This is a genomic window from Terasakiella sp. 4MB5A (assembly GCF_050058155.1).
GTDB lineage: Bacteria > Pseudomonadota > Alphaproteobacteria > Rhodospirillales > Terasakiellaceae > Terasakiella > Terasakiella halodenitrificans.
Genome location: NZ_CP188815.1, coordinates 3026600 through 3047882 on the forward strand (window position 1 = coordinate 3026600; position 21283 = coordinate 3047882).

The 21283-nt window shown below is 46.8% G+C and carries 22 protein-coding genes; 11 read left to right on the top strand and 11 right to left on the bottom strand.

Annotation, left to right across the window (positions count from 1 at the left end; translation table 11 throughout):
- Positions 1-19: 19 nt before the first annotated feature.
- The 8 genes from ACI0FF_RS14285 to ACI0FF_RS14320 form a co-directional block, all read right to left on the bottom strand.
- Positions 20-757: an OmpA/MotB family protein gene (locus ACI0FF_RS14285; RefSeq protein ID WP_419797462.1), complete on the bottom strand. Its 738-nt coding sequence runs from the start codon at positions 755-757 to the stop codon at positions 20-22.
- Positions 754-1662, bottom strand: coding sequence for a flagellar motor protein MotB (locus ACI0FF_RS14290; protein ID WP_419797463.1), 909 nt, complete (start codon positions 1660-1662; stop codon positions 754-756). Before ACI0FF_RS14290 ends, ACI0FF_RS14285 begins: the two co-directional genes overlap by 4 nt.
- A 21-nt stretch (positions 1663-1683) precedes the next feature.
- Entirely contained in the window at positions 1684-2346 is a 663-nt protein-coding gene (locus ACI0FF_RS14295) for a protein phosphatase CheZ (protein WP_419797464.1), read from the bottom strand.
- 40 nt (positions 2347-2386) lie between these two features.
- On the bottom strand, positions 2387-2773 hold the full coding sequence (locus ACI0FF_RS14300; protein WP_188661776.1) for a chemotaxis response regulator CheY: 387 nt from the start codon (positions 2771-2773) through the stop codon (positions 2387-2389).
- Between the two features lie 172 nt (positions 2774-2945).
- Positions 2946-3731: a MotE family protein gene (locus tag ACI0FF_RS14305; protein WP_419797465.1), complete on the bottom strand. Its 786-nt coding sequence runs from the start codon at positions 3729-3731 to the stop codon at positions 2946-2948.
- Positions 3732-3748: 17 nt separating this feature from the next.
- A complete protein-coding gene (locus ACI0FF_RS14310) occupies positions 3749-4240 on the bottom strand; it encodes a DUF6468 domain-containing protein (protein WP_419797466.1) in 492 nt (163 codons plus the stop codon).
- A 4-nt stretch (positions 4241-4244) separates the two neighbouring features.
- Positions 4245-5375 carry a flagellar motor switch protein FliM gene (fliM, locus tag ACI0FF_RS14315; protein ID WP_188661770.1) on the bottom strand — a complete coding sequence of 377 codons (1131 nt, stop codon included), beginning with the start codon at positions 5373-5375 and terminating at the stop codon, positions 4245-4247.
- Between the two features lie 47 nt (positions 5376-5422).
- Positions 5423-5962, bottom strand: coding sequence for a flagellar basal body-associated FliL family protein (locus ACI0FF_RS14320; RefSeq protein ID WP_419797467.1), 540 nt, complete (start codon positions 5960-5962; stop codon positions 5423-5425).
- A gap of 385 nt (positions 5963-6347) precedes the next feature.
- Between ACI0FF_RS14320 and flgF the strand changes: the two genes are divergently transcribed.
- The 4 genes from flgF to flgH are packed head-to-tail and all read left to right on the top strand — an operon-like array spanning position 6348 to position 9742.
- Positions 6348-7079 carry a flagellar basal-body rod protein FlgF gene (gene flgF, locus ACI0FF_RS14325; protein ID WP_419797468.1) on the top strand — a complete coding sequence of 244 codons (732 nt, stop codon included), beginning with the start codon at positions 6348-6350 and terminating at the stop codon, positions 7077-7079.
- Positions 7080-7131: 52 nt separating this feature from the next.
- The gene (gene flgG / locus ACI0FF_RS14330; RefSeq protein ID WP_419797469.1) at positions 7132-7917 is read left to right on the top strand and encodes a flagellar basal-body rod protein FlgG; all 786 of its coding nucleotides are present in this window, start codon (positions 7132-7134) and stop codon (positions 7915-7917) included.
- A gap of 15 nt (positions 7918-7932) precedes the next feature.
- A complete protein-coding gene (flgA, locus tag ACI0FF_RS14335; RefSeq protein ID WP_419797470.1) occupies positions 7933-8934 on the top strand; it encodes a flagellar basal body P-ring formation chaperone FlgA in 1002 nt (333 codons plus the stop codon).
- Between the two features lie 52 nt (positions 8935-8986).
- Entirely contained in the window at positions 8987-9742 is a 756-nt protein-coding gene (flgH, locus tag ACI0FF_RS14340; protein ID WP_419797471.1) for a flagellar basal body L-ring protein FlgH, read from the top strand.
- A gap of 82 nt (positions 9743-9824) precedes the next feature.
- Here the strand turns inward: flgH and pseC are convergent, their stop codons facing one another.
- On the bottom strand, positions 9825-10967 hold the full coding sequence (gene pseC / locus ACI0FF_RS14345; RefSeq protein WP_419797472.1) for a UDP-4-amino-4,6-dideoxy-N-acetyl-beta-L-altrosamine transaminase: 1143 nt from the start codon (positions 10965-10967) through the stop codon (positions 9825-9827).
- A 531-nt stretch (positions 10968-11498) separates the two neighbouring features.
- Here pseC and ACI0FF_RS14350 point away from each other — a divergent pair.
- Complete coding sequence (locus ACI0FF_RS14350; protein WP_188661748.1) at positions 11499-12179, top strand: EcsC family protein; 681 nt, start codon at positions 11499-11501, stop codon at positions 12177-12179.
- Between the two features lie 156 nt (positions 12180-12335).
- On the opposite strand, the gene dksA is transcribed toward ACI0FF_RS14350, so the two are convergent.
- Both dksA and ACI0FF_RS14360 read right to left on the bottom strand, forming a co-directional pair.
- Positions 12336-12752 carry an RNA polymerase-binding protein DksA gene (gene dksA / locus ACI0FF_RS14355; RefSeq protein WP_419797473.1) on the bottom strand — a complete coding sequence of 139 codons (417 nt, stop codon included), beginning with the start codon at positions 12750-12752 and terminating at the stop codon, positions 12336-12338.
- A 150-nt stretch (positions 12753-12902) separates the two neighbouring features.
- The gene (locus ACI0FF_RS14360; RefSeq protein ID WP_419797474.1) at positions 12903-13337 is read right to left on the bottom strand and encodes a flagellar assembly protein FliX; all 435 of its coding nucleotides are present in this window, start codon (positions 13335-13337) and stop codon (positions 12903-12905) included.
- Positions 13338-13588: 251 nt separating this feature from the next.
- Between ACI0FF_RS14360 and ACI0FF_RS14365 the strand changes: the two genes are divergently transcribed.
- The 6 genes from ACI0FF_RS14365 to ACI0FF_RS14390 all read left to right on the top strand — a co-directional run bounded on the left by ACI0FF_RS14365 (position 13589) and on the right by ACI0FF_RS14390 (position 21279).
- The gene (locus ACI0FF_RS14365; RefSeq protein WP_419797475.1) at positions 13589-15277 is read left to right on the top strand and encodes a flagellar hook-basal body complex protein; all 1689 of its coding nucleotides are present in this window, start codon (positions 13589-13591) and stop codon (positions 15275-15277) included.
- A 300-nt stretch (positions 15278-15577) separates the two neighbouring features.
- A complete protein-coding gene (locus tag ACI0FF_RS14370) occupies positions 15578-16714 on the top strand; it encodes a flagellar basal body P-ring protein FlgI (RefSeq protein ID WP_419797476.1) in 1137 nt (378 codons plus the stop codon).
- On the top strand, positions 16714-17115 hold the full coding sequence (locus ACI0FF_RS14375; protein ID WP_419797477.1) for a rod-binding protein: 402 nt from the start codon (positions 16714-16716) through the stop codon (positions 17113-17115). Before ACI0FF_RS14370 ends, ACI0FF_RS14375 begins: the two co-directional genes overlap by 1 nt.
- Positions 17116-17117: 2 nt before the next feature.
- Positions 17118-17549, top strand: coding sequence for a flagellar export chaperone FlgN (gene flgN / locus ACI0FF_RS14380; protein ID WP_419797478.1), 432 nt, complete (start codon positions 17118-17120; stop codon positions 17547-17549).
- A 32-nt stretch (positions 17550-17581) separates the two neighbouring features.
- Positions 17582-19741 (top strand): flagellar hook-associated protein FlgK, encoded by a 2160-nt coding sequence (gene flgK, locus ACI0FF_RS14385; RefSeq protein ID WP_419797479.1) that lies wholly within the window; start codon positions 17582-17584, stop codon positions 19739-19741.
- Positions 19742-19752: 11 nt separating this feature from the next.
- The gene (locus ACI0FF_RS14390; protein ID WP_419797480.1) at positions 19753-21279 is read left to right on the top strand and encodes a flagellin; all 1527 of its coding nucleotides are present in this window, start codon (positions 19753-19755) and stop codon (positions 21277-21279) included.
- Positions 21280-21283 lie beyond the last annotated feature (4 nt).

The following is a 21283-nucleotide window of genomic DNA, read 5'->3' on the forward strand; positions in this document are numbered from 1 at the left end:
TCCGTCCCCTACTACCTAATTACTTCAACACACCTGTCTGTAAAACCAGTATGTCTACACGTCGGGCCAATGCCTCTTTTTTATCGGATGCGATGTCAGGCAATTGCCCGTAACCACTATCCCCATAACCATATGCCAAGAAATCTTGTGTGAAGCCAGACTTTCTTAATGCATTTCCCACAGCAATAGCCCTAAAAAGCGATAATTCCCAATTGGACGCATAATCCAGCCCTTCAGCTGGTTTTGGGTCCGTATGTCCAGTTATAACAATCTGATTACTAACATGTCGTAAAACATCGCCAAGTTTTAGCATAGTTTCTTGCGCGCGCGGACTTAAGTTTTTGCTTCCACTTGCAAAAAGCAAATCCCCCGGCAGGGAAATCAACAATCGATCATCTAAAAGCTGGATCATTGAGCGCCCAAGAATATCATCTTTCTCAACCTTTTCCGCCAATACGGCCTGCAAATATTCTAAATTTATCGCACGTTGTCGAAAAACAGTTGAAATGTTGTAATCAGCCGTCGCTGTTGCAACTGTTTCGTTTTTTTCTGGATTTAACGTGGTTGATAAAGAGTCTGTAATCGCATCCCATTTATCAATTTGCACCGTAGACATGGAAAAAAGCATAACAAAAAAGGTTAAAAGCAATGAAACTAAATCCGTGAATGTCACCATCCACGCACCCGTTTTTTCGCCCTCCTCTTTTCCGGAAACACCGAACGATGTCATCCCTACGTTTCTACCTTGCCTAATCATTGCGCCCCCTCCCCCAAACGTGGTGGGCGCAATGAGATCGGTGCATTCTCATTCCCTGCATTAGGTGTTTCTTCCTGAGCAGAAGGTAAAAGCGGCAAAGGCAGTTCAACAGCCCCATTTCCACTGGAATTCACGTTTCTTTGCGGTAACAAAGTTACGGGTTCAGGACGTACGTCTTCAACGACAGTCGGTTTTATAACTTCACTTTGAATTAAGGGAGAATCTTCAAACCGAATACGATTTTCATCTTGGGCGCGGATATGAAACCAAATTTCCAATGTCGTTTCATCACTGCCCTTCAGCCCAATGGAAACCGACCCCGGCGGGGCGCCACGTGTCAATAATTCACGGGCAAAAGCACCCGCACGACGTACAGGCAAGCTTTGTTTCGTCGGCAATGTCCGAATGCCGGACCAAGGGGCAGGGACAACGAATTCCATTTCAAAACGTAAACCTGGAGGATTTGCACTGAGGGCAGCCACAAGACGATCCATAAATCCATATTGGCCTTCTCTGACAGTGTCTTTATCCAGCTCAAACAAGCTATCCCCATCAATTTCAACTCGCATCAATCGACCAGGCTGAATGGTATCAACTTTCACCACGCCGATAACGGTTGAAAACAGCCCTGTCACCTGACGCTGAAAATCATCTGCGGCCAAAAAATCGCCTGTCGTCGCATTAAAAGCGGTTAAATCCATACGGGGAGGGAGGACAGAGGAGAAAGTCGATGTCAGGCTTTCCATCAACGCTTTCGATTTCACTTCTTCCGTGGAAGAGATACTCACAAGCAAGATAAAAAAGGCCAAAATCAGCAGGTAAAGCGCCAAAAAAAGCGTAATTGTCCGTCCGGCGTCACTTTCGGGTCTTTTGCCCCCACCAAAGTTTACCTGAATTCGGTCCATCGCCTTCTATTATGTCATGGGTTAATCGAAACTGGCCAGCAGAGCATCGATGTCTTCCTGACTTCTTCCCTGACCTTCTAGTTGCGGGCCTTCCAGCAAATCTTCGTCGGTAATTTCCTTAGGTGTATCCTCATCGGGATCCGGGTTCTCAGCTTTAAATTTCTCAATTTCAGAACCAAAGGCATCGACCAAGGCGTCGATTTTTTCTTCAATATGCTTCAGGGCATTTACGACTTTAGTAATCCGTTGTCCTGTAATGTCTTGAAAAGTACAGGCTTCGTAAATTTTAGTCGTCGCTTCCATCAGCTTATCACTGATTTCTGGCTCCAACCCTGCCATGACCTCTTCAACAATTTCGGTTGCGTCCATAATATTGTTGGTCGCATCCGCAGTTGCCTCGACAATGGCATCCAGTTCATCACTGGCAGAAGAAAGATATTTTTCCTTCACATCATCGGGGCGAAGCTGGGCAATCTCTGCTTTTGCACTATGAATATAGTCCGCCAGAGATTCCAACTCGTTATAGAGTTCCATGTCAGCAGACGTAACATCGCCTTTCATCGTTGAAAGAAGACTGTCCACAACTTCGACCACCTCTTCCATTTGCACGGTATCACCATAGGTGTCGCGCAATTCATCAAGACGTGCACCCAAATCGGGGTCTACTTTAGAAGAAACTGACATGAAAGCTCCATAAACCTGAAATGATTAGACATCGAATGATTTAGAAATCACCGATTACACTAACCATTTTACCTTTAAGCGTTTCCGCATTGAACGGCTTCACGATGTAATTGGATACACCGGCTTCCTTCGCTGCGATAACGTTCTCAGACTTACTTTCCGCAGTCACCATGATGAACGGAATGTGCTTCAACTTCGCATCGGCACGGACTTCGCGCAGCAATTGCAGGCCCGTCATCGGTTCCATGTTCCAGTCGGAGATAATCAAGTCAAAATTGGCTTGGCGAAGTTTTTGTAACGCCTGACTTCCATCAGTTGCTTCATCAATATTGGTGAAACCCAACTGACGCAGCAAGTTGCGGATGATACGCAACATTGTTTTATAATCATCCACAATAAGGATCGGCATATTAGGATTGACAGCCATTTAGCACTCCACTCCCAGATAAAAGTATCTTTTCAATCGGCTTGTACCTTTTCCAAAAAAACATATAAAAAAGGTATCTATTAAATTTAGTACTTGAGCTTAGCCTATGACGCAACCTTTTTAAAAGGGAAACCAACGCATTAGCTCATTTTTTTTTACACAAAGGGGTAAATCACCCCCCAGTCAGCTCACCCGGCTGGGGTAAACTACGTAGTTTAAATAGTTCTTCTGTTACATCACGCGCTTTCTTCGGGTCCATTTTTGCCAAAATAGGCGCGAGACGCCGCTTGTTCATTTTTTCAGCAACTTCAAGTAGGACATCCATTTCAAGCTCTTCAAAGATTCGCCCGGCATCCTTAGGCTTCATATTTTCATATATTTTGACCAAATTTACCAACTTACTGGCTTGTTGCTCATCATATTTAATCATTTTATCTTCGATTGTTGCCTGCAAGGCCTTCAACGACTGAACTTTTTTATCAATGCGCCCTTCCGCGGCCTTCAACAGGTTTTCGCGAACATCCAGTTCACGGGCATGGGCTTCAATTTCTTCACGGCGTTCTGCCAACTTTTGCAGCAAATCCACCTCGGCCTGCGTATAGAACGTCGGATCATCACCGATCCCGGTATCGCGCTGACTATTGGCAGCTTCCTCCGCTGCGATAGCCGCATCCTCTTCCGCCATTGCCTTTTTTTCTTCGTCACTCAATTCTTCAGTATTGGCCTGCGCCAATTCCAAAACGCGCGGTGGCGCCGGATGGCGGTCCTTCAAAATATCTTTGGCTTCTTTCGGGCGATCCTGCGCCGCTTTTTGTTCGGCCCCGGCCTGGGTAACGCTTACAGCCCCCATCCAATCGCCGACCCCTTCCCAGATCGCATTGACCTTAATCGTCAATAAAAACACGGCCACAAAAATCGTAACCGGCAGGACTCTCAATCTATTCAGGAAGGTCATCATTTATTATCTCCCGGCCTTCAGCGTACCGATTCAAGAGCTTTCAAAAGCTCCCGTTCAGCATCTGTTTTCGGTTTAAATTCTTCTTCATCCTCTTTTTCCGCCTGTTGTACAGGCGCTTGAGGTTTTTCCTTGCCTGAAGGGACAACCGTATCTTTTACTTTTTTCCCGGAATAGGCTGGCGGCTCAGGACGGTTATTACGGACTTTTTCTTCAAGTTTATCCGCCGACACACCAGCACGTTCAATCAGGAAATTCAGATCATCGCGCAAGGCTTCGGCTTTACGCAACGTATCCTGCACGTCCCGCTTCATATCATCGGCGGATCCGGTCAGTTTATGGATACTTTCTTCAGCACGCAAAGTCGCATCATTAAACTGATTGGCAAGCGTCTCCAATTCGGATTGGTCCTGACGCAACTGTGAAAGGCGACGGTTCAACATGACCGCATAAGCAATGGTCGCAATCAGCAAGATCGCAATCAAAATGTCCAAGAGCAAGGCAAACGGCACAGGCTTATCCTTTCGTCTTCGTAATTTCGTCGTCGATACGCACGGCGATATTGTTACCTTTACGACCCATTTTACCCACATACATGGATACACCGCCACAACGAATTTCAACGTCTGAATCCGGGGTGGCATTAAACATGATCTGTGAACCAATTTTTAAATTAATAATATCGGTCAATTCCATATATTGTTCATCAAGCACAGCTTCAAGATCCACATCCGTTTGCCAAAGCTCACGTGCCAAGTGTGTTTCCCAAATACTATCGCGTCCGAACTTTTCCCCCATGAACATCTGTAACAGAAGTTCACGAACAGGTTCCAAAGTCGCATAGGGCAGCAGCATTTCCACGCGCCCACCACGATCTTCCATATCAATACGCAGCTTGGCAACAATGGCCGCGTTGCTGGGCCGTGAAATCGTCGCAAAGCGCGGATTGGTTTCCAAACGATCAAAACGGAACGTGACCGGGCTCAGCGGATCAAACGCAGCGGACAAGTCGTTCAAAACAACATGTACCATCCGTTCCACCAAGTTGCGTTCAATGGTGGTATAAGGACGGCCTTCAATTCGCATGGCGGCCGTTCCGCGACGTCCACCCAACAAAACGTCCACGATGGAATAAATCATGGAACTATCGATCGTCAGCAGACCGAAGTTATCCCATTCTTCTGCCTTAAAGACACCCAGCATCGCCGGCAAGGGGATAGAGTTCAGATAATCACCAAAACGGATAGATACAATGTTATCTAGCGAAACTTCAACGTTATCGGATGTAAAATTCCGCATTGAGGTGGACATCATACGCACCAGACGGTCAAATACGACCTCCAGCATAGGGAGACGTTCATAAGAAACCAGCGCCGAATTCAGAATAGCCTGAATACCGGACTGCCCCGTATCATCGTCGTGATCTTCATCAAAACCGAGAAGACTGTCGATCTCGTCCTGGTTCAGGACACGCGTAGATTCACGCCCACCGACAGCCCCCAGCAAATCGGCACCGCCACCACCATCATCACCGACCATAGACTCCCATTCGGCGGCGAGATCGTCATCGGCCTCGTCATCGTCATCACCGAGTGCTGCTTCCCATTCGGCGGCGAGATCTTCGCCATCGTCGTCGGCGACAGTCATGCGTACGGTCCTTTACTTCGATCAATCATTCGTCTGCTACCAATACTCTATTGTACCAGCATTTCTTTAAAAAGCACATCATTCACCTTCACAGGTGCAACGGCAGCATTTACACGCGCCAACAATTCTTCGCGCAGACGATACATCCCCGCTGATCCTTTTAAATCTTCTACGCGCAACTCACGCAAATAGACCTGAAAGGCATCAACGACGCGATCCTGCACGCCTTCAACCTTGACCACATCTTCCACATTGGGCAGTTCAAGACTGACACGAATTTTCAAAAAGCTGGATTTACGCCCCGTGGTATTCAAATTCACCAGAATTTCAGGCAGATCGGTAAATGCAACCGGCCCGGCAGGTGCAGCTTCACCACCTTCGCCACCTTCACCCTCGGCAGTCTCTTCAACACCAAGCAACGGATCAAGCAAGCCGGTAAAATAAGCACCAGCCGCCCCACCGATAATCAAGACCAGCGGAATGGCAAGGAGCAATATTTTTTTCTTACCGCCGCCCGAGCCGCCTTCTTCGCTACCGTCCAGATCGTCGTCGTCACCCATGTCGTCGTCGAGATCGTCATCAGCCATATCGTTCACTCACTTCGATTCAAATTCCATCTGCTTCAGCCTTTCAACTGATACTCCCTTTAAAGATGAGCATAGCAGTCTCGTGAAGCTACCCTTATTTACACCATAATAAGCAAGTAGTTAACAACTGGTTTAATCCGTTTTTTTACCTTACGCAAAAAAACACAAAAATGCCGACACATTTATACGTTCACAACAAGGCATTTATTGCCGTACACCCGCAACCCTATCCGGCAATTTTTGAATAGGCCCCTCCACAAATAACTTTTAAAGTATTGTATTTAAATATTTTTTATAATTGGCACAGTGCGTGCATATACCTTTGGCAACAACGCGGCAAAATGTCGCACCACCTAGAGCGAAAAAAGTTTAGAGGCTTAGCCAAATGGAAAATACATTACTCATCGCACTGTCCAGACAGACTACATTGCGCCGTGAAATGACTTCTGTGGCAAACAACATCGCCAACATGAATACCCACGCTTACAAACGTGAAAGCATGATGTTCGATGACTTCCTGATGCGCAGTAAAGGCGGCGAAGCGATTATGGGCGACAAGCTCAAGTTCGTACGCGACGTCTCACAATACCGCGACCTGTCCGAAGGTACCCTGGAAGAAACAGGAAACTCTTTGGATGTTGCTATTCATGGGGATGGCTATTTCGTGGTTGAAACACCACAAGGCAATCGCTACACCCGCAACGGTCACTTCCAACTGAACAATGAAGGTATTGTTGTGACCAGTGACGGCCACCCGGTTTTAACCGAGGAAGGCGATCAAATTTCCATTCAGGCCAATGATAGCCGTATCGACATTAGCCGAACAGGCCAGATTTATACAGACGGTGGTGAAATCGGTAAGCTTGGCATCGTGAATTTCCAAAACCCGCAGTTTTTAGACAAAGTATCCAGCACGATGTACAGCTCCAACACACCGGGCACACAGGTTGAACAACCTCATGTCATTCAAGGTAAATTGGAACTGTCCAACGTACAACCGATCATCGAAATGACACGTATGATTGATGTGCACCGCAGCTATGAAAAAGCGAAAGATCTGGTTGGCAAAGAAGATGACCGGATCAAAAAAGCCCTCACACTGATTACAGATAGATAAAGAGCGCCGATCAAACGGCTGAACTAGAGCGAATAAGTTTAGGAGTAAGAAAATGAGATCATTAAGCATCGGCGCAACAGGCATGATGGCACAACAACAAAATGTTGAAGTGATTTCCAACAACCTTGCCAACATGAACACAACGGCCTTTCAACGCCGCCGTACAGAATTTCATGATCTTCTGTATCAAAACCTGCGTCGCGCTGGCTCAACATCGGCAGACAACGGCGCTGTGGTTCCAACAGGTGTCCAACTGGGTCTTGGTGTAAAACTGGCCTCCGTTTACCGTATTCACGAACAAGGCAATCTGTCGGCAACAGACAATACGTTCGACCTCGCCATTCAAGGGAACGGTTTTTTCCAAATCACCTTGCCGGACGGTCAAACTGCCTACACGCGTGATGGTACGTTCCAATTAAACGGCGACGGTGAAGTAGTTACACATGATGGTTATCAGGTACAACCGGGTCTCACCATCCCTGCCAATGCGGTGGACGTCACGATCAACTCCAGCGGTGAAGTTCTGGCTAAAATCGACGGTCAAATCCAACTCCAAAACGTCGGTCAATTGACCTTGGCAAACTTCCCCAACCCGGCAGGTCTAAGCGCTGAAGGTTCCAACTATTACTTAGAAACACCGGCTTCCGGTCAGGCCTCCACAGCTGCACCGGCGACAACGGGTTACGGATCCATCCTGCAAGGTTTTCTGGAAACATCAAACGTCAATGCCGTTTCCGAGGTTACCAACCTGATTTCAGCACAACGTGCCTACGAAATGAACTCCAAGGTCATTTCCACTTCCGATGAAATGATGGGCACCCTGTCCAACATGCGATAAGGGAGGGGTAAAACCATGAAACGCTTTATATTTTTTCTAAGTTTGCTCAGCGTTCTATTTTTCGCTTGGCAAACACAAGCAGAAACAGACAAGCTCGCTGTTGGTGAGGCCGATCCGGTTTCCTTGCGTGAAAATATTTCCGTCTCCAGCAATTATATCCGCTTGGGCGATTTCTTCACAAACGTTCCGCTGGATAAGGCCGATACAAAAATTGCCTATGCCCCAAAACCAGGGCGACGCGCAAGTTTTGATGCACGCTGGCTTTATCGCATTGCCCGCGCTTACGGCCTGCAATGGCGTCCCCTGTCTGCTGATCTGCGCACCGTCGTCAATCGCGAGAGCGCCATTATTGAAAAAGATGAAATTCGCGATGCCATCACAAACGCACTCGGCAGATATGACCTACCCAGCAACCCGGAAGTCGAACTGAGCAATAAAAACTTACGTGTACATGTGCCCAGCGACCTGATGGCAGAAGTCCAAGTCAATGATGTCAGCTATAGCCGTCGCACAAACCGTTTTGCTGCAATGGTCAGCATTGGGGAAAAAGGCATGAACCCGGTCCAACAGATCCGCGTTACCGGAGAGGTTCATTCCATGTTGGAAATCCCGACCTTGTCTCACCGTTTAGGCAAAGGCGATGTCATTTCACAAAATGATATTACCTGGATCAAAGTTCGCGCCGATCAAACACAACGCGATATCGTGATTGATGCACAAGACATTATCGGGATGACCCCAAAACGTCTTTTACATGCTGAACGCCCCATTCGCACCCGCGATGTACAACGCCCCATCGTTGTTCCCAAAGGCAGCGTTGTGACGATTATTTTGCAAATGCCCGGGATGACCCTGACCTCCAAAGGCAAAGCCATGGAAAATGGCTCCGATGGTGAAACAATTCGCGTTATCAATACCAAAACAAAACGAACTATCGATGCCATTGTGCTGAGCAGTTCAACAGTTACGGTCGTACCTCTTACGGCCAAACACGCTCAACTCGCCCTAAACCAATAAATCATATTACGCGTTGAGCCCAGTCTTAGAGCATAATTATAGGAGACTAGACATGTTTAAATTTAGAAATATTCTCCGTATTTCAGCCATCATTCTTTTGATGTCATCCCTTTCGGCCTGCAATCTTTTCACGCGCCTTTCTCAAGTCGGTGACGGTCCGAAAACAACAGAAATTGTCAACCCAACCAAGCGCCCGGATTATCAACCCGTTAGCATGCCCATGCCCGCCCCGGAAGTTGCGACAGTCAACCCGAATTCCTTGTGGCGCAGCGGGGCTCGTGCCTTCTTTAAAGATAATCGTGCCAATTCAGTTGGCGACATTTTGACCGTCAGCATTGCGATTTCAGACAAAGCAACCATCAACAATAAAACAGAACGTACCCGCGATGACACTGAAGACGGCAACTTGACCAACTTGTTCGGGTTTGAAGCTGGCTTAAGCAAAGTCGTTTCCTCAAATGTTCTCAACACATCAACTGTCAGCCTTGATACCGACCACACCACCAAAGGCGAAGGCAAAATCGCCCGCGATGAAACCATCACCCTGACCGTTGCCGCCGTTATTACGCAAATTTTGCCGAATGGAAATTTGGTGATTAACGGTCGTCAGGAAACATTGGTCAATTATGAACTGCGGGAATTGAACATCACCGGTATCATCCGCCGCGAAGATATTTCATCTTCCAACACAATCGATCATACAAAGATCGCTGAGATGCGCGTCACATACGGTGGTCGTGGCAACGTTTCCGAATTGCAACAACCGCGTTGGGGGATGCAGATTTTGGATATCGTCTCACCGTTCTAACTCTTTTAATGCCCTAGCTCTTATCGCTCTAAGACGCAAGGAAAACTCAAGGCCGAGGTCATCTGACTTCGGCCTTCTTTTTTTATGACAGTAAAACGTCTCGAACAGCAACAATAACATCTTCAACATCCTGGTCCGCCAGTCCGCAATAAAGCGGTAAAGCCAGAACACGATCATAAAACCGATGGGCACCAGGTAAATTTTGCACCCCATAAAGATTTTGATAATAAGGCTGGTCCGAAACAGGGATATAATGCACCTGTGTTCCCACCCCACGCGCGGACAATTCATTCATAACCTGCGCACGACCTTTTCCAACCCCCTTGTAATCAATCAAGATTTGAAAAAGGTGTAAAAGAGGGTCACCATTTCCGCTGGGTAAAACACTTTTAACATAGGGAGAAATACCATCCAACGCTGCCCGATAACGTGCAACAATCTCAGATCGGGTCTGTGCAACTTCCTTCATACGCATCAGCTGACTAATCGCCAACACGGCCTGAAGGTCTGTTAAACGGTAATTATAGCCTAACTCTTTCATTTCATAGGCCCATGGACCTGTTTCAGGGTCGGCTTCCATACCATGACTGCGCAATCGTCGCATACGCTGAGCAACCTCTGGATCATTTGTCGTCACCACCCCGCCTTCTCCACCCGTAAAGCTTTTGGTCGCATGAAGCGAAAAACAGGCAAGATCACTATAAGCGCAAGCCCCAACAGGATATCCCTGATTGGTGCCCCCTAAGGCATGGCAGGCATCTTCAACAATTTTCCAACCCTTTTTACGCGCATAGTTGCTAATTTCTTGCATATCGACACAATGACCGCCGATATGCACAAGATAAACTGCAACAATTCCCGCACCACCGCGCGCTTCTGCCTCGCGGATATGATCCAGTGTCACAAGACCGGTTTCGCTATCCACGTCGCAAAAGACAACATCTGCTCCGCACATACGCACCGCGTTTGCTGTCGCTAAAAAAGTCAAGGCCGGAACGATCACCTTGTCTCCCGGCTTCAACCCAATCGCCATTGAAGCTAAATGCAACGCCGTTGTCCCATTGGAACAAGCCACCGCCTGTTTGGCAGCAACTTTTTGGGCAAACAGGTCTTCCAGTTCAGGCACCTTGGGGCCAGTTGTCAGGAATTGACTTGTCAGAACCTCACAAACAGCGGCAATATCTTCTTTGCGCACGTCCGGGCGCGCATATGGTTTCAGTGCCATGACTTACGGCCCCCATGCTGAACAGATCACATAAACAATTAAAAATAAGACCGAATTAAACGTAAAGATCAATGCCTATTTAGAAAACGCCCCGTTTCCCAAACGAAAAACACAAGCACTCCAGCCCTTGTCGAAGTAATTTTCAATTCCGAGGATGCCTCATTTAAAATAAGTTACTAGCCCACTTTTTACGATGAAGCCGCGATTTAAGAAAATAAATTAACTGTTTTAATTTTTAAATCGAATGCCAAAACTGTGAAATGCTGGCTTATATGATGGTACATCTTAAAAAGTGAATATCCTTACTATTTTTCACTTTACCATAGTTTATAATTAATAGTAGAATTGAAGTAATGCAGGCATCTTTAGGATGCTCCACAAATAAACCTGATCATTGGAATGCAGTCGTAGAACTTGTACCAAATTTTCTTTGGCTGCACCTTAAAGGCAGAGAATAGAACAACTTAATAGGCGTCGAGCATTATAATATTATACACTCACATCTAGGCAACATAAAATAAAGATATGAACATGAATACTCAAGTCGACCATATAAATACCGAAGCCAACCACAACAAACCGAAATTTCTCCAAGCCGTAGAAATGGTACTCGCAAAGCCTGAAGACATAAAACAAGAAACTGTAAATTTATTGGAAAAATTTAAAAAAGATAAACCTGATAAAACAGAAAATGAAATTCGGAAACTTGTTTCAGATAAAATTATTTCAAACTACAGTTATTATTCCGCGTTCTCAGGTGGTACGACTGCAGTAACAAGCATTATTCCAGGTATCGGGACTGCCGTTGCAATCACCGGGGGAGCCGCAGCAGATGCCATTGCTTGCATTAAATTTCAAATCGAAATGACTATGGCCCTTGCAACAGTTTACGGTCACGATATTTTAGACGAAGAGAAAAGACGGCTTTGCTATATAATTGCAGGGCTGGGTTCTATAAGCCAAGCCGCTAAAAGCGGTGGCAACACTATAGGGAAAAAAGCATTTTCGAAACTAGTTCAACAGCACCTTAAAGGTGCTACACTACAGGCAGTGAAAGAAATTTTTAAAAAAGTTGGAATTACATTTACACGCAAAGCAGTTGAAAAATCTATACCCTTTGGTATTGGAATAATAATTGGTTTTTCAGCTAACAAAGGTCTTACTTGGTATGTAGGATCAAAAGCTCGAGATTTCTTCACAACAGAGAGATAACTCTAAGTTGCAAAAACGTTACAGAAAAGCTGTTTTGCCATTCTCAACAGAAAAGGCAAAACAGCTTTTCTATAATTGAAATTAAAAAATCACTTCCTCAATCATAGAATTCATACCAACCCGGCATCCCCTTTTATAAATTCCATATCGTTACGCTTAATCGTCGCGATGTGTTTTTTCCATTCGTTCGTGACGTTCTTGCGCCTCGATACTCAATGTCGCAATTGGACGGGCTTCCAGACGGCGAATACCGATCGGTTCATCCGTTTCTTCGCAATATCCATAACTGCCATCAGAAATGCGGTCTAGTGCGGCGTCAATCTTGTTGATCAACTTACGCGCACGATCACGTGTTCGCAATTCCAGAGCACGATCCGTTTCCATTGAGGCACGATCGGCTAAATCCGGCGCTTGATTGTTTTCGTGTTGAAGGTGTTCCAACGTCTCATTCGATTCACGAATGAGTTCTTCCTTCCATGACAAGAGTTTCTGACGAAAATACTCTTTCATGTTTTCATTCATAAACTCTTCGTCATCAGACGGCTTATAATCTTCTGCCAAAGTGACGGTCATCCCGTTACCCCCTAACTTACGTAGGCATCCTGCTAAATTGCGCGCAATATAGAAAGACTCTCACAATATCGCAAGCAATTTTCTTCGATGAGTTGTAAGTTTATTTTTTGCTGCAATTATAATAGGTTAGGAAATACGATTTAATACCGGCTATTTTTTAGCCCGGCCCCATTTGGCGATTTCGACCTCAGCACGCAATTCAATTTCATCAATAATTTGCTGCAATTGCGGGTCATCAACGCTTTGGCGTCTATTGCGCAACAACTGTGCAAGGTTTTGCAAACGCTCAACCGAGATTGCTCCAGACAGAATTTCGCGCTGGATTTCAGCAAGGCGATCAAGGATATCCTCGCCGCGTTGATACAGGGCCCGACGGTTTTCTTCTTCCGTTGCATCCCCGACTTCCTGAATGGACAGGATAGAATCCATGGATGCAACCGGATTGACTTCTGACAGTTCTACATGAGAGCTACTTGCACTGCTCGTCCGTCCGAGATGGGATGAAAACTCACTCGACTTACCAACACTGCCTTTTTTCTGTCCTTTCTGGGTCGGTTTACTCGACCCGACATTAGAAATCTTCATCTTGGCATCCTATTCATTACTTTAGCCTGTGCAGTATAGCCTATTTTTTTGTTCCTCGTTAACTTATTTGCGCCCCCTAGACAAGTAGGGAAAGTCTGCCCGGCAACTCTTGCCCTCTGGTGCGTTATTTCCCTGATTAAATTATCTTTTTCATTTATTTATCAGCAACTTATATAATGGCACAGCCTTTGCTTATAATTTATCGGGTTATTGTACCCACTGTGTAAATTGAAAAAGAAAAGAGACTTGAAATGAGTTTGCTTGGATTATTCGCCGCGCCTGTTGGTGCGATGATGGCCCAGAGCAAGGCTATGGAGACCATAGGCGTGAACTTAGCCAACCTGAATACAGGGGGCTATAAACGAAGCGAAACCAATTTCTATACAATGGTCGCGCAAACCTATGGCAGCAACCGCGATATCGGTGGGGTGAACGGCATAACCCGGACACTCGTCGATCAACAAGGCCAACTGCTTGGAAGCGACAGCAATCTAGATGTCGCCATTAATGGCAACGGCTTTTTCGTGCTCAATACCCAACTTGATGGCAGCGGGCCAACCTATTATGGTCGCGACGGCATGTTGGGCATGGCCCTGGGCGATGAAATTACGACAACGATCAACGGCAATACCGTGTCCACCCGTGAAGGATATCTGGTCGATAAGAACGGGTATTACGTACAAGGCTGGCCGGTCAACGCCGATCAATCCACCTTCCCGACCGATGCAGGATCCCTTGGCCCCATCCGAATTGACCCGGAAACCTTTACATCAAATGGGGAAGCCACCACCACGGCCGAAGTGGGTCTGAACGTTCCGTCTGATGCTGCTGTCGGATATAACGAGTCGACCTTTATCAAAACCTTTGACGCCGATGGGAATTCCACATCCTTCCAATTGCGTTGGTCAAATATCGTACTGGGTGGGCATACCCAAACCATGACACCGACTTGGGCTTTACCCGGTGGGCAGCCTGCCGGTTTCACAGAAACCAATGAGGTTACAGCCTATAACAACCGTGGTTATGAAAAAGACTTCAATGTCACTTGGACAAAAGGAGCCAACCCCAATGAATGGGAATTACAGGTTCTAGAAGGGACTGATGCACAAAGTATTGATGGGTCCGGCGACGGCACGACCAACAGCTTAACCGTCACGTTTGACCCGCTCACCGGCGCTATTACCAGCACCCCAACATCTGTGACGGTACAAGGCAGTGGCAGTTATGACGAAGCCTTTAGTTTTGATCTGGCCTCAATGACAGAAGTCGCTGCCGCAGTCGGGGCCATTACCCAGACCTCCATCGCCAATGATGGAACGGTGGCTTCTGCACAAGAAAACAAATATTCGCTGGAAGTTCTGGAAAACGGCGTTCCTCTGTCTATTGATGCAGCTTCTGCTGATGGGACACCAACCGTCTTAACGGTAAATTTTGACGGGAGCGGTCGTTTACAATCCCCGCTCAATCTGGAAATTGCCAGTGCAGGGACAGGCCCGACCTTTACATTGGATATTTCCGATGTCACCAATTATGCCTCCGGTCAGTTGGTCGAAGGGCATTACGATTTCAATGGTCGTTCCAACGCCCGTCTGGATCATGTCACCTTTAATGATGCCGGGGAAATCATCGGACATTTTGCCGATGCCACCACCCGACCGATTTACAAGTTGCCATTGGCCACCTTCACCAACCCCAATTCACTGGACCCGATTAACGGCAACGTCTATCGCCTGTCAGGAACAACCAGCGAACCGGTCATTCGAACGGCTGGCGGACAAGGGGCTGGGCAATTCGTTCCAAACGCACGTGAAATTTCAAACGTGGATATGGCGGATGAATTTACCTCAATGATCTTGACGCAAAAAGCATACAATATCGGGTCGACCTCTTTCAAAACCATTGATGAAATGAGTCAGGTGGCACGCGACCTGAAACGTTAGCCTTTCTTTTTTTCAACTGAATTTACACAGCAGGCCAGCTTGTTCTTTTCACAAGCTGGCCTTTTTCTCACCCGGCAAATCTTTCCGTATCAGACCTTTTCTGCAGTTAAACTTAAAAAAACACCGCCCTTGAATAAAAATAACCATTTGTTTTTATTTCATTTTATCAAATTATTTTTCTGGCATCGAAATTGCTTAGTTAAATCGTAACAAAGACGACTTACATAAAGTTAAGTCATAATATGACAATGGCTAAGAGATGAGAAAACCATGACTGCCGTCATAAAGAGAACCATAACAGTGCTTAAGAGCGCAAAAGACAGCACCTTCCACTTGGGCCTTGCCCTGTTGGTCGGATTTGGCCTTTTGTTAAGTTCTGTTGACACACACGCCTCTTCGCGGATTAAAGACATCGTCACCTTTGAAGGTGTACGCGACAACATGCTTGTCGGGTATGGCCTTGTTGTCGGTCTCAACGGCACAGGCGATGGACTTGCGGACGGGCACTTTACCAAACAAAGCCTCCTGTCCATGCTGGAACGCCTCGGCGTGAAATCAACCGAAGACGGTCTGGACAGTAAAAACGTAGCTGCCGTAATGGTAACGGCTTCTTTAAAACCGTTTGCGCGTCAGGGCTCCCGCCTTGATGTGACGGTAAGTGCACTTGGTGATGCAAAAAGCCTGCTGGGTGGAACCCTTCTGGTAACGCCGTTAATCGGTGCAGATGGCGAAGTCTACGCAGTCGCCCAAGGGCAATTGGCAGTTGGCGGTTTCACCGCTGGCGGTGCCGCTGAAACGATTACAAAAGGTGTCCCGACATCAGGTCGAATTGCAAGTGGTGCCATTATTGAACGCGAACTGAATTTTGAAATGGCGCAAATGGAAGATGTCAAATTGTCCTTGCGCAACCCTGATTTCACCACAGCGCGCCGCATTTCACAGGCAATCAACGCCTTTTTGGGCAGCAGCTCTTCACGCCCGACCGACCCTGGTACCGTACAACTGGATATCCCGGACAGTTACGACGGCAATGTTGTCAATCTCTTGACCGATATTGAACAATTACGCGTCGACCCTGATCAAATGGCCCGTGTCGTCATTGACGAAACAACCGGCACAATTGTTATGGGTGAAAGCGTACGTATCAGCACAGTTGCCATCGCCCAAGGAAGCTTGACCATTCGGATCACCGAAACACCACAAGTCTCGCAACCTGGGCCGTTTGCACAAACAGGAACCACCACAACTGTGGACCGGACCGCCATTGACGCCGATGAAGGTAAAGACAAAAAAATGACCGTTCTGGACGATGGCGTCTCCTTACAAGAATTGGTCAATGGTCTGAATGCATTGGGTATTGGTCCGCGTGATTTAATCACAATTTTACAGGCGATCAAATCCGCCGGTGCCTTGCAAGCTGAAATCGAGGTGATGTAATGAGCGATCTTTCCCTCCTCAGTCAGGCACAAGTTGCCTTTCAGGATGCACAGGCAAAACGGGGATTGGCCGGTCTTGCAAGTAATGCGAACAGCCAAGGCAAAACCTTTGCTGAAACCCTGAACGCACAGCAACTCAAAGACCCGACACAAGTCGATGTTTTACAAAAACGTAAAATTCATGAGACCGCTGTCGATTTCGAAGCACAATTTCTAAGCCAGATGCTGCAACCGATGTTCGAAGGGATCCAAGCAAGCGAGCCTTTTGGCGGTGGTCATGCTGAAAAAATGTGGCAAAGCATGCTGGTCAGTGAATACGGTAAATCGCTTGCAAAATCAGGTGGGATTGGTTTGGCCGATCACGTCGAGCGCCAACTCTTACGCGCACAGGAAGGACTATAATTATGGAAATGTCAGAACGCGTTAACGAACTGATTTATATCTGCGAGCGTATGATCGAAATCCTTCAAAAGGAAAATGATGCGCTGGACGCACAAAACCCAAAAGTACTTGCAGAAACCGTGACTGACAAAGATAAACTCAGCCGCCTTTATGAACGTCATACCCGTGGCATTCAACGTGACGTCAACGCATTTGCAAAAGTCGATGAACATGTGCGTGCAACCTTAAAAGAACTGAGCCAGGAAATGGACGAGTTGATCGCCCACAATGCACGCATGTTAAAACTGAACATTGATACAAATCGTCGGGTTTTGCTGAAATTTGCAGATGTTGCCAAACAAATGACTCCGCATTCCGGCACTTATGCCAAAGATGCAAATGTCGGTAAACGTGGAGAAGCCACGTCACCGATTTCTTTGAACGAAACTTTGTAAGACAGGCCTTGTAGAAAACAAGGGAGATAGATATGTCAATTACTCATGCCCTACACGTCGCCGCCGGTGGTCTTTTAGCCACGCAATCAGCGCTGGGAACCGTTTCCGATAACGTCGCCAATGCCAATACCGAAGGCTATTCACGCAAGATCGTAAATTTTGAAACGAACGTTCTCGCCGGTGTCGGTGCAGGCGTGAATATCGCTGATGTCAGCCGAGCGGTAGATGAAGGGCTTTTAAAAGACGTACGCGATGAAAAATCCGAGCTCTACGCTATTAAATCACAATTGACATATTATAGCCGAATGCAGGAATTATTCGGTGCCCCCGGTGACAACAGCTCCCTTGCCCATACAATTTCAAAACTCAGTTCAGCTTTAGAGGCCCTCTCCGTTACGCCTGAACGTTCTCTGGAACAAAGCGAGGTTATCCGTTGGGCAGAAAACACATCTCAACAATTACAGGATATGTCTGATGTCATTCAGGATTTGCGCAAACAAGCCGATGACGATATTCACCAGGCCGTCAAAGAGGCGGAAAATTATTTAAAAGAGATCGCGGATCTCAACCATAAAATCGTGCGCAATAATGTTGCAAATAACGATGTCTCCGCCCTTGAAGATAAACGGGATCTGGCCCTGAATGCCTTATCAGAAATCATCGATATTACCTATTTCCCCCGTTCCAACGGTGAATATTCCGTCTTCACAAAAGGGGGGCGCGTTCTCGTTGATCAAGAAGCCGTTGATCTGACGCATAACTTAGGGGCAAGTGTCAGTGCCGTCACCACACATGAAGAAGGTGATTTTTCCGGTATCTATGCAGGCGCCGCCGTTTTAGCAAACGATATAACCAACGACTTGCAAGGCGGAAAACTTGCCGGGTTGGTTGAAATGCGCGACGATATTTTGACGGGCCTGCAATCAGAATTGGATGAACTTGCGGGGGCTTTGCGCGATCAAATTAACGCCGCACACAACCGCGGGATGGCTTTCCCTGGTTCACAATCCATGCAAGGGTCCACCGCATTTGTTGCCTCTGCCTCACAACGCATTGCCTTTGGCAGCGGGGATACTCGTATGGCTGTTATGGATGGCGATGGCAATCAGGTTGCTTCGGTCTCTTTAACAACGCAATTGACCGCAGACCATGGTGCGGCCCCTTGGACATTGGATCAGACTGCCACAACAATTAACAACTGGCTGAATGCCAACGCTGGCGGCGGAACTGCCCAATTTGTCGATGGCAAACTGCAAATCACCATGAGTGATACAACAAAGTTCCTCAGTTTCCGTGATGAAACAGGTACGACAGCCGGCTCAGACAGAGCAGACGCCACAATCAATTTCTACGGCGACGGAACAAAGGTAACCGGAACCCATCAAGGTTTCTCTGATTTCTTTGGCTTGAATGATTTTTACACCGAAGATTTGGGTCAGAATATCTGGGACACAGGCATTCTTTCCCCCAATTATTCAGAAAGCGGCACCACGCTAACATTTTATGATAATTCCGGCGGGGGCCTAACCAGTCTTGGTTCCCTCTCCCTTTCAGGTTCTCTGGATAATATGGCAACATTGGTCAACAATGCCAATATCGGGGTACGCGCCACTGTAATCTCCGAAGGCGATGGTAAACGATTACGTTTTACCAATGTCGCAGGGAACAATATGGAAATTGTTCAGGAAAGCGGAAATTTCATCAGTAATACAGGGTTTAAGGTTTCCGACGTTCGCACAGCCTCCACCTTAAGGGTACGTGACGATTTAGCCAGCACACCTGGTAATATATCACGCGGGATCGTGCGTTGGGATGCCTCCCTTGGCACCGGAGGTCAATATTATGTCAGTGCCGGTGACAATAAAGTTGCGAGTGAACTCGCCTCAACCTTCAACAATGCACAATCTTTTGATGGTGCAGGTGGTCTGAGTCAGGTGTCAGAAACATTCCATCAGTACACCTCCTCCATTCTGGCATTAAACTCTTCAAAAGCATCCAATAATGAACTGGATGTCGAAATTCAGGAATCTCTGGTCAACAGCTTGAAAAACCGATCTGACACACAAAAAGGTGTCAATCTGGATGAAGAACTGTCACAATTAATCCTCTATGAACAAGCTTATTCAGCCGCTGCACGTGTCATCAGCGTTATTCAGGGCATGTTCGAAACTCTTGAAAACGCAGTGAGATAGGAGATAGAAAGATGGTAAACCGACTTGCAAATTTTGCCCACCACCAGCTTTTGAACTCTCACTTGTTCAAGCTGCAAAGTAATTTGTTCGACGCTCAAATCGCAGTTGCAACGGAAAAGAAAACCCAAGAATACGCGGGCATCCCTTCCCAGTCGGAACGCTTGGTTCGTCTGGAACATTTATCTGCCCAGTCTCAAAAATTCATCGACAATAATCAGGTTGTCGACCTTCGTCTGCAAACTCAGGACATTGCCCTTGTCGGGATTGAAGATACAATTCGCAATATGTACGATATGATATCCGACTATTCCAGTGGTGAACGCCGAGATGCTGAGCAAGTGGAACTTGTTCAAAAATTCGCCTATCAAGCCCTGCGCGACATTGAAGGCTTTATGAATGAAACAATTGCCGGTCGCTATTTGTTTTCGGGTTCGCGAACATCGCAAGCTCCTGTCGATTTAGGTTTGGGCAGTAATCTTGAGGCATTTCAAACGAAATGGAACGGGGACACCACAAAATATCCTGAATCACGCGATGCCCATATTGCTGAATTTGGTGTTTCTGATAATTTCACGTTCACTTTGGGGGGTACTGGAAACAACCAGTATATGCAAGTCACAGCTGCCGGGTATGCCGCCGCTGACTATGCCAACTTCAAAGTTGGCGATGACATCGCCGTCTCAGGTGGCACATCAAATGACGGAACATGGACGATTGCTTCTGTTGATACAACAGCCGGGCATATTCGGGTAAAACGTAAAGACCTTACAGATGAGGCCTCTGCAGATACCTTTACCATTAAACGCGGGTCAAACCCTGATATCGTCATTGCCGATACCATGACCTATGCCGGTACAACCATCACAGCGGCCGGTGGGGCCGGCACATTCAGTAACGTTGAAATCCCATCTACACTGGAAATTGCCTCAGGTTCCGGTAACAATACAATGACCGTTACAATCAGTGCCGTAAGTGCTGATGGCAGTTCGATTACCGTTAATGAAAAAACCGCAACGGCTGCCGGGCCGGAAGCTGGCACGATTAATGTCAGTAATTACTACAACGGTGACCTTATGGAAACCCAACACAGGATTGATGAAAATCGCGTTATTGACTTAAATGTCAATGGCTTAAACCCGGCATTTGATAAAGCTATTCGGGCACTTGCTGTCATAGCGCAAGGTCAATTTGGCACAGCCGGTGGTCTGGATCAAAACACAGGCAGAGCCGATGATGCGATCTGGCTCTTGGACTCCGCCTTGGATTTCCCAACAGACGGCACACCGCCTTATGGTGCTGAAGACATCTCCAGTATTGAACAACTCCGTTTCAATACGGCTTTTCAACAGACGCAAATTAAAAATTCAATTGACCGGGAAAAGCGCACCATCGGTTTTATGGAAAACAATATTTCCCAGATCGAAGACATTGACATGCTGGAAGCCACAACTGAGCTTCTGGATATTGACCGTGCGTTACAAGCCTCTTATCAAGTTCTTTCTCGAACCCAAAAGCTGGGCCTTGCTAATTTCCTCTAACTCA